Raw genomic sequence first — 9,573 nt, forward strand, 5'->3', positions numbered from 1 at the left:
GAAATCAACTCGCTGATCGAGGATCACCCAGAGTGCAGTGACATCGAAATCTTCTACGATTACCCTGACGGGTACACTTGGTCAAGCTACTGGCCTGAAATTCTTGCCCTTTTCGCCGTAAACGCAAACCTACGCAGCGACAGTGATGTGATTGTGATAGACGAAGCCAAAAAAGAGCAGATTCAGGAGATTTTTTGGCATATGCACAGTATTGAATGGGAGATTGATGAAGAGGAAATTTCTCAGCCTGCTCCAACGCCCGATCCAGTCACATCCACTACTCCCGATCCCCCAGCTCCGGAATACACATATACTCTTAAAATTACAGTCAGCAGCCAGTCTGTGGAGGAGCTTGCAAATGAAATGGAGTTTACCTCTGATGAACTGGATATGATGCATCTGATACTTACTGATGAGTTGAAGGCTTGCCTGATGACGCTTTATGTCTAGTTCATCAGTAATCTTTCATCATATAAAAATCGCATACCACATGATTATCAAATCGTCGGATTCTTTTAATTATCTGAATACTCTATTACGATTTTTTGAATGGGCATTTAACGCCATTGACAACATTTTGGCACTCTTTTCCAAACAGCTTAAATGTATGTTTCTTCTGTTTTTCAGAAGACAAGGATGCAATGGTATCCCCACAACGAGTACATGTACTGCGAATATAAGAACGTTCCCAGTAGCAATACGTAGAATTATTATTAATCTTTGTTTGTTTTACGCTTGTTCCTGGCTGTACTTTGTATTGATGCGGTCTCCCATCTGGGCAAGTAGATCCTAATAACATAATTCCATCCTTAGCCAAATGAGCCTCGCCGTCACCTGTAAAATATACAACGTACTCTTCTCCATTAAATACAAGTACATCACCTTCACAGAGGCCACTACTATGAGACGCATCGTGTGCAAACACTGACAGACTTACTACAAAAAGGCTTGCAACTAAAAACAGTGCTACGAAAACTTTTTTCATGTTATGTACCTTCTTTCAATTCAGCACGATAGTTTCCATCTGTAATATGCAGTTCATAAACTTTTCCATCGGGAAGTTCTAGCGTTGTCCCATCAGAAAAATTATCCGAAGGTAAACGTTCAAGGGTATCGGGGTCCACAGGAATAAAAATCTTGTAGTCGGAATCCTCTGTAATCAAAATAGCTTCGTAATATCCTGCCTTATAAATTACTTTACCATCCAGCACATAATCTTCCGCCAGATAGTAATAGTTTTCGCCCAATTCACATGTTTCCATGCCGGGTACTGGAAAGCTTTCTCCCGCACTACTTTCTTGCTTTTTCATAATCACAAAAACTGCAACAGCAAGAAGTACCACAACAAGAATAGCAATCATCACTTTTGATCGTGTATGTTTCATTGTTGTCACCTCTCTCAATTCAATCGTCTTTCTATTTTAGATTCTCTGCATCGGAAACACCCTCTCGCTATATTTCAAATCACTATTTCCACTTTTCTTTCAGCCAGTTTATGCACAAAAAGCATAGTCCCAGTGCAATAACCACACAGCCTAATCCTGCCCAGAAATCTGGGCGTTGAGCAAGTTCTGTTATATGAAACAAAGGATACATTCCTATCCATCGAAGTCCAGAAAGACCGCTTAGCGCAAGCATTGGCGGCAGGCAAAACATAATGCTGCCCACAAACATCGCTCCCAATGTATTGCCAATGAATTCCGAAAGTGTCATCAGAATCAACATCATGGTCATGCAAGCCAACAACCGGGCCAGTACCCCCCACACCAGCACATCAGAAAGGGTGATCCAAGCAGGCAACGCATGATATCCTTGCAGACTCATGGCCGGTGCAAACGGCATGGAAAGACCGTAGTCTCGCAGTACCACAAGAAAACGCGGCAGGCAGGTAAGCAGGCAAATCAGTGCTGCCCCTACAGTTCCCACAGCCAGCTTACAACGCACCGTACGCTGACGGCCCAAAGGCGTGGCCATCACCACCCGTTTCATGCCGCCTTTCTGCTCAAAGGCGAACAATCCTGCAAAGCAAATACAGCTCACAAGCCCTGCCGTCAAGGTATCCCGCAGGTCACTTTCTCCACTGAAGCCGAACAGTTTTTCCCAGCCGCTCTCGTAGACCAGCTGCGCTTTTGGATTTTCCTTGATGTAGGAAAGATTGCCGTATTGGATACGCTGGAATACACTCATTTTCTGCTGCAAGCCATAATATGCGCCCATCTGGGCCTGATAGGCTTCACTGGTGATCTTGCCGGATTGCAGCGCCTGGTCCAGCTGGCGGATGGGTTCGAACTCCTCGTTCATGGTGAGCAGTTTCTGGTAAGTCTCTTCCGTATAAGGCCCGGCAAGCTGCTTCATGTACCAAGCATAATAGATTTCCTCCGCGTCGATGTAGCTCTCGGTAGTGGCAGTCTGCCAGGTCTGATACCCGGCAAAGACCAGCAGCACCACCGCCGCACCACAGAGCAAAAATAGCTTGCGACTCTCCTGTCGCAGTACTGTGGTGGGCTTTGTTTTCGCCGCTTTTCTTCGCAATCCCGCAAAGGCCGGAGCCGCCAGCAGCTGCCCCCGGCAGAAGAGCAAACAGACGCTACCCGCCAGAAGGCTGCCGTAGAGGATCGCCGCCAGCCATTCCACCAGCGGCAGACCGACTGGCGTGTCGAACCAGTAGAGGTTCCGATAGTTGCCCAGCAACTCATTGGTACGAAGCAGGCTGACCATATTCGCATATTTGATCACATTCAGGCGGCTGGTGGCGGGAATAGTTTCCCGGATGAGCCACTGGGCGGCGGGAAGAGCCAGCGCACCGCACCAGCCTACAAAGGCTCGCCGGGCCCACAAAGCCGCCAGCATGACCCAAAGCCCCATCACAAAGGCCCCGGCCCATTTGGCCAGCAAAAACAGCACCAGATACTGCCCCACCGTGATCTTCATGGTGCAGCGCATCAAGGCGGGAACACTTTGGATACTGCGCCCCAGCGGTCCGAGGCCGAAGGTAAGGCCGCAATAAACCAGATTCACGCCATACAAAAGCAGCAGCACCGCCAGCAGGCTCACCGCCAGCGCTCCCAACTTTGCCAGCGCAGTGTGTAGCCGTCCGCCAGGCATACTGCGCACCAGATTCAGCATCCCACTGTCCCGTTCCTGGCGAAACAAAAGGCTTGCCAGAAGCAGCATTGCAGCCAGCAAGATCAGGTCGGTAAACTGGTAGTCCAGCGCAGTGAACAGACCCTTCTGGGGAGCATACTGAATGGTCACATCCCCCATCCCCGCATAAACCGCAGCGGTCTTGTCGATATTCGCCCGGTCATAACTGCTTTTGCCATTATTGAAGATGGAAATGCCGGAAAGCTGTTTTGCCTTGGCCTGCACATCTTCCAGGAACTGGGGGTAGCCCGCCACCGTGTCCAGTTCTTCTTTTATCTGACTGAGAAGCCGATAATCCATCCTCAAATCGCCGGTATAAAGGTCATAGGTTTTGTCTTTATAGGCCTGTTCATATTGATTAAAAAGGTCGGCATATTCCTGCCGCACATCCATCCCCAAAAAGGCCCCACTTGCCTGATAGGAAAGAATCTGGTCAATCTGCAAAACGCCATACACAAGGTCCAGCTTTTCGTTGATGAAATCCTGCTGGGCCTGGGTGTCCATCCCGGCAAGATCTCGGGCCACAGCCCGCCAGGCCGCAGGCTGCGGGCTGTTTTCTCCAGGCCGGGTGCCGATATAGAGCAAAAACAGATTGGCAGCAGCAAGCACTGCCAGACACAGCGCAAAGATACGCTGCCCCCAGACCTTGCGCAGCTCGGCAAGCAGCAGTCTCATTTGCCATCCTCCTCACCGAACACCGCCAAGTACACCGCTTCCAGATTCTGCCCCGGCGCATGGGCTTCGATCAGGATTTTCACCGGAGCCTGATCCACCAGTTTACCATTTTTCAAAAGCAGAATTTCGGTGGCTACCGTTTCCACATCACTCACCACATGGGTGGCCACCAGAATAATCCGATCTTTGGCCATCTCTGCCAGCAGTTCCCGCAGCCGCACCCGTTCCTTCGGGTCAAGTCCGGCGGTGGGTTCGTCCAGAATCAGCAGTTTTGGGTCGCCAAGCAGGGCGCTGGCTAACAAAAGCCTCTGCTTCATGCCGCCGGAATAGGCGGCCAGACGCTTGTCCAATTCGCCGGAAAGGTTTACCCATTCCGCCACTTGTTCTATCTGCTCCGGCACCTCTTTGCTTGGAATTTCTTTTAAAGCGCACATGTAGGCCAAAAATTGGCGGCCGGTGTAGCTGTCGTAAAGGCCCTGCTGCTGGGGCATATAGCCCAGCACCCGGCGAAAGCGGATGTCCAGCGCCTGGGCGTTTTTGCCGCACCACTGCACGGTGCCGCCGTCCGCCTTCAGGCTGCCGGTGATGATGTTGATGAGGGTGGATTTGCCCGCTCCGTTGGGGCCAAGAAGGCCGTAAAGGCCCGGGCCGAGGGAAAAGCTCACCCCGGCCAAGGCCTTTTTTTTTGTGGCGGGGCGGCCAAAAAGGCCACCCCGAATCAGATAGCTTTTTTTCAGATTTTCCACCGCAAGGCAAGGGGCTGGATTCGTATGGTGGGTCATGGATGGTTCACCTCAAATTAAGTAAGAATGTAGCGTTCCTTGAATTCTTACACTTCGTTACAGTTTTTCGCTTGGGATAGAATTTTCTTTTTTGCTTTCTCCCGGATAGAAGTATAAAATTAACTGTACACTAAAACAGCATACAATTCTCGGTGGCGTTATAGAAGATTATTAGCCAGGGAAAGCAATTTCAGTGCCTTGTATCCCTTTCAAAAAGTCATCCTTGCTTATGATTGAATAGATGCTGTAATAGCTCAGCTCATTAATCAAGCCTTCTTTATCCTGCCCCTCTAACAGTTGCTCGCTATTGCTTACCTGGCAGATGATAGATTCCCCAAAATCGCCTACGATTGTGTGACTGTTTTCCTTTGTCTGCATATAACGCACACCTGTTAGATTGCCACTTTCGGAATCCAGAAGCGCAAGGACAATATTATTTTGCGCATCGTCTAGTGTTAATGCAAACTGATCATCAAAAAGATAGACCAAACCATATAACGTTTCGCCTGGGGCGAGGGCGGGGGCGTCAAACTCCCGAGTTTCACCGGTCAGAAGGTTTTCGTATCCCAAGCGGTTCGTTTTGGTGTCATATGTGCAGAAATAGTCTCCTTGTACATTGCAATAGGATGTAACGTTATCAAACTGAGGGCCGAGGGTGTTGTCCTGCCAATGTTCCAGCGAAACATCGGAAGAGGAAAGGTCCACCTTGAAATACTGGTTCTGCTCATAATTGGAACACAGGTATATCAGGTTCGTACCCGCCGCGCCCATCAAGGTGAAAACCTGCTTTTCCTGAGTGGGATATTCCAGCAAGATTTCCCTCTCGCCGCTCTGCAGGTCGATCTGCTCCAAGCGACGATGCCAGGTTCCAGTTTCATCTACTACATTAATCTCCATCAAAAGGGATGAACCATAGCCAAACACAGAACCTAGAAAACTTTCGCCATCCTGCAATTCCAGCACGGTTTTGCGGTTGGTCCCATCCGGCTCTATCTGCATGAGATAGGGGCCATGGGACTGTATGGGAGTGTTCTGGAGAACATACAGATGACTGTCAAAGAAAAAAATGCCATAGCCATATTCTCCATTCATGGGCAGATAGGACGTACAGTCCAGAGAATCGTGGGTGCAATTGGGTGCTGCGCAAAGATAGGTCTCCTGCCGGGATTCTGCATCCACATAAAACAGATTCTCGCCACCAAGCTGGACCTGGCATACCGAATACAGCCCATCGGGAGAAACTGCATGCTGATTAACCATATCCAAATAGGCCACATGGGTGATGGGCGTTTCGTTACCAGAAGTGACTGCCGGGCCCCTCTCTGATTCTCTGGGAGTATGAATCCCACAGGCTGTCAGCGACGTAACGAACAAACACAGTACGCTTAATTTTACAATGATTGAAATTTTCATAGGATTCCTCTGTTAAATAGTATGCTGCAAGGCGAAACACCTGCGCAGTTCCGCCTTGCAGTTATAACTTAAATCATAATAGCAATAATCAGTTATCCCATACGGTATTGCTCGTGTTGGCCGAAAAATAGACTCTGGCTCCGGATGCATCGGAGGCATATCTGAGATATTGGCCAGCAGAGCTTCCGAATTTCAGTTCATATTGCGGAGAATCCCAACGGTTGATGGGGATCAATGCTGAATCGTTGAAACTTACTACGTTATTCCATGTCCAAAGGATTGCACTGCCCGTGGAAGAACTCCTGTTCACTGCAAGCGACGTATTATCGGCAAAGCAAATGACAGTACCCGTTCTGCCTCCTACCGTTTTTGTCCATTCGTTAAATTTCTGATCTGTCTTCGGAGTTGTAACGTTCCACAAAATAAGATTCTTTCCTTTTGGACTAATGCTTGCACTACTTCGATTGACGTTTAGCCAGTTATAGCTATAAGAACCCGATCTCATGGGTCGGTAACTGATATTATTATAATCTGCAAACGCCGAAGTCGCCATGCCAAGCGCCAAAGCGCAAACCATACCCAGGGCAACGATTTTCTTTTTGAGATTCATACTGTAAAACCTCCATTTTGTTTTTATGAAACAACCGCTGTTTTCCACCGTGCCGCCCTGGCCGGGGGCGGTGCGGCGGAACGTTTCAAAAATCACCGGTGATTTACTACTTAATTTCCTTACACGTTTGCTTTTCAGCTAAAATTATCTATCTATTTCTTCTTTGTTTGTAGTATATTACCATTTTCACATTTTTTCCACAAAACTGTAACGAAGAACAAGATAATTGTCACAAACTACGAGTTGCTGTTTCACAGACTTTCCACACTGTCTTATCACCCGAAAATGAAAAGGCACTATGCAGTTATTGATAAACAAATTTTTCATCGCTTCTGCACTATATAAAAGAGCTCCCCCCGAAAGGGTGGAGCTACGAGAATATTCAGATAACTTTGCATTCATCAATAGAATTCAAGCTATATATTATCTGCTTTTTGATTTTCGCAATGTACAATTTACATTGATATAATAAAAGGCAAACGCGCCAGTGGAATCATCCAATTGCGTTTGCCTTTTCGTTGTTATTCTTTCCTGACTTCACTTAAAAATAGAAGCCATATCTGATCGTTAGTAAATCATTTACAAACCCTCATTTTAGCTTACTTGCTTTTATCCTAAATTGCATCTTTATATCTTACTATGTTTGTACCATTTATTTCCGCACAATACGTAAGCCCATCTTCTTTTGAAAGAAACACTATCTTCCCTTTTCTCAAAAAAAATGCTCGTTGCTGATGCATTGATAATTTTTGTACTTTTTCGCGTTTCGAGTGAGTAAAGATAGATTTTATCTTCATCAAGTCTGTTTAAATAGCACACATAGCTCTCATTCAAGAAAAAATCTTTTGCAGTTACTCCATCAATAGGATCGTTTTCCTTCTTCTTTATGCTATATCTATATAGTTTCGAATCGTCTCCAATATAATAAATGTATTTTCCGTCATACGAAATATTTCCATAGTTACACTCGATTGGCAACAGATTCAATTCCCCTGTACGCATATCGATTTCCCACAGTTTATCTGATGCAATATATAACGAGTCCGAACTCAAAAAGAAGTATGAGGTCAAAGGATACATTATCGCTTGTTTGATAGCACTGTTATCCAAGATGTCAGCTGTGCTAAACACAACCTTCTCTTCAAACGAATTCAAATCCAATTCCACAATATAGAAGTCCGGCGATTCTTGCGCGCTGAACAACTGAAACGAATTGCGCTTTATTTCTTGGCACAGATACTATGATTTTCATATTAGTGCTTATGGTATTATTGGGTATGGAATTGCAGCTCTTTCTGTAATCGCCGCCAAATTAACTCAGAAAAGGAGAAGATTATCATGAATGTAAAAAAGGAACTCATCCAAATTGCAGGGAAAATCATCAATCGCTTGGGCGAGAGAGAACAATCTGACGATTATTTTCCCGTTTGTCCTTTCATTGGCTACCAGCCGCAGCGTCCCTTCAGCCAGCAAGAACAGACCAATCAGGAATAGTCTCCACACTCGCAAAAACGGCGAGCTGCTCTTTCTATGGAGCAGCTCGCCGTTTTTTATGATTCTATTCAAAAGTCAGTTGACCGTCTTGCGCCTGACAATGTAGTGGCGCAGGAGTTCGGGCCAAAAGGGCAAGAGCCACTTCAGGATCAGTGAGCCAAGGTCTGATCTCATCTCGCAGAAGTGTCAGTGGCATCCGGTCGTGGATCTTGGAAACAGAAGCATTAGGAGCAGTGGTCAAAATAACAAAACAGTTCACGTCCTCCACACAGTCATATATTCCGGCAAGCCAAAGAGGACTGCCCGGCACCGTGAACAAGTACGGTCGGTGTGCAGAATCCCATTCATAGAATGCAGTAGCAGGTATTACGCAGCGGCGCCCGGTGATACTGCGCCGGAACATACCTTTTTGAGTGACGGTCTCTGCGCGAGCGTTGATGATAAGATGCCCGTTCCGTCCCGGTATACCCCATCTCTGCAGATCTCCGACGACCTTGTCTCCTCTTGAAATAAGCACCGGAGCGCTACATGAGGGCGCTACATCTCCATCTATGATACGGAAGTTCAGTTCGTCCTGCCCACATCTCTTCTGAACACTCCGCACGATTTGTCGTAGATCATCATTCGCTGCGGCACTGAACTGGTATCGACCACACATAGCGCTGCACCTCCTTATAAACCTTATCCCACGACAACGCCAAAAATACGGAAGGGCGCATCGGCGCAGACGTGAATCGGTTTGTATGCAGGGTTCAATGAACGAAGTTCTGTTTTCGTTCCATCTGTCCACAACTTCTTGCAGTAGCTTTGTCCATCATAATAACACATGACGATCTCGCCATTTTCCGCCACATCTCGCCGCTTGACCCATACCATCTGACCATCCGTGAACCGAGGCATCATACTATCGCCCGCCAAACGCACACGGAAATCAGCATTTGTCGGAACCGTATCGTCAACTTCGATCTCTTCAAATGCATCATCATCCAGTATCTGACCTGTACCGGCTGAGGCAGCCTGTAGAAAGATGGGTATCAGTCGTGTTTTTGGGGAATCAATCTCCATTCGGTACCGGGGTGAATCCAGCAATAAACTTCGGAATTCAGCGAGCTTTTGGAGCCCCGCATCATTCAGCCCATCACGGAGAGATTCCGAACTGAACAGGTAACTCACATCAGCATTATTGAGGACGCGAGCCAGTGCCAGCGCATGATGAATTTTGGGCTGAGTGCGTCCGCCCTCCCAAGAGCACAGGGCTCCTTTTCCAACGCTCTCACCTGCCGGCAGATATTTTGACATAGCTGCAACAACCTGATCCTGCGATAGTCCCAGGCGTTTGCGCTCTTGTACCAACCGCTCATACCACTGCATGCTGTATCAGTCGAGTAGACAGCCTCGACACTCCTTTCACATAATTTTTGCTGCGAAGGGATTGTCTACTGCCCCTCACAGAAC

At 47.3% G+C, this 9,573-nt stretch carries 11 protein-coding genes; 2 read left to right on the forward strand and 9 right to left on the reverse strand.

The window, feature by feature from the left end; all coding sequences use genetic code 11:
* The coding region (locus ACESYO_RS16090) for a hypothetical protein (RefSeq protein ID WP_373210833.1) at positions 1–450 on the forward strand (450 nt) is incomplete at its 5' end.
* An 85-nt stretch (positions 451–535) separates the two neighbouring features.
* Here ACESYO_RS16090 and ACESYO_RS16095 read toward each other — a convergent pair.
* The 7 genes from ACESYO_RS16095 to ACESYO_RS16125 all read right to left on the reverse strand — a co-directional run bounded on the left by ACESYO_RS16095 (position 536) and on the right by ACESYO_RS16125 (position 7,791).
* Complete coding sequence (locus tag ACESYO_RS16095) at positions 536–985, reverse strand: hypothetical protein (protein ID WP_132587432.1); 450 nt, start codon at positions 983–985, stop codon at positions 536–538.
* A gap of 1 nt (position 986) precedes the next feature.
* Positions 987–1,385: a hypothetical protein gene (locus tag ACESYO_RS16100; RefSeq protein ID WP_058965484.1), complete on the reverse strand. Its 399-nt coding sequence runs from the start codon at positions 1,383–1,385 to the stop codon at positions 987–989.
* An 82-nt stretch (positions 1,386–1,467) separates the two neighbouring features.
* A complete protein-coding gene (locus tag ACESYO_RS16105) occupies positions 1,468–3,819 on the reverse strand; it encodes an ABC transporter permease (RefSeq protein ID WP_058965483.1) in 2,352 nt (783 codons plus the stop codon).
* Positions 3,816–4,484: an ATP-binding cassette domain-containing protein gene (locus tag ACESYO_RS16110; protein WP_373211328.1), complete on the reverse strand. Its 669-nt coding sequence runs from the start codon at positions 4,482–4,484 to the stop codon at positions 3,816–3,818. The genes ACESYO_RS16105 and ACESYO_RS16110 overlap by 4 nt, the downstream gene beginning before the upstream one ends.
* Positions 4,485–4,772: 288 nt before the next feature.
* A complete protein-coding gene (locus ACESYO_RS16115; protein WP_058965482.1) occupies positions 4,773–6,014 on the reverse strand; it encodes a hypothetical protein in 1,242 nt (413 codons plus the stop codon).
* Between the two features lie 88 nt (positions 6,015–6,102).
* On the reverse strand, positions 6,103–6,720 hold the full coding sequence (locus ACESYO_RS16120; RefSeq protein ID WP_373211330.1) for a hypothetical protein: 618 nt from the start codon (positions 6,718–6,720) through the stop codon (positions 6,103–6,105).
* Between the two features lie 531 nt (positions 6,721–7,251).
* On the reverse strand, positions 7,252–7,791 hold the full coding sequence (locus tag ACESYO_RS16125) for a DUF5050 domain-containing protein (protein ID WP_132587430.1): 540 nt from the start codon (positions 7,789–7,791) through the stop codon (positions 7,252–7,254).
* A 171-nt stretch (positions 7,792–7,962) separates the two neighbouring features.
* Here ACESYO_RS16125 and ACESYO_RS16130 point away from each other — a divergent pair, with 171 nt between their 5' ends.
* Positions 7,963–8,118 carry a hypothetical protein gene (locus ACESYO_RS16130; protein ID WP_156417379.1) on the forward strand — a complete coding sequence of 52 codons (156 nt, stop codon included), beginning with the start codon at positions 7,963–7,965 and terminating at the stop codon, positions 8,116–8,118.
* 64 nt (positions 8,119–8,182) lie between these two features.
* Here ACESYO_RS16130 and ACESYO_RS16135 read toward each other — a convergent pair whose 3' ends face one another.
* Together ACESYO_RS16135 and ACESYO_RS16140 are read right to left on the reverse strand one after the other, a co-directional pair.
* Positions 8,183–8,776 (reverse strand): SOS response-associated peptidase, encoded by a 594-nt coding sequence (locus tag ACESYO_RS16135; protein ID WP_058965480.1) that lies wholly within the window; start codon positions 8,774–8,776, stop codon positions 8,183–8,185.
* Positions 8,777–8,799: 23 nt separating this feature from the next.
* The gene (locus ACESYO_RS16140) at positions 8,800–9,489 is read right to left on the reverse strand and encodes a LexA family protein (protein ID WP_373210838.1); all 690 of its coding nucleotides are present in this window, start codon (positions 9,487–9,489) and stop codon (positions 8,800–8,802) included.
* Positions 9,490–9,573 lie beyond the last annotated feature (84 nt).

Source organism: Allofournierella massiliensis (assembly GCF_964241245.1).
In the GTDB taxonomy this organism is placed as follows: domain Bacteria; phylum Bacillota; class Clostridia; order Oscillospirales; family Ruminococcaceae; genus Allofournierella; species Allofournierella massiliensis.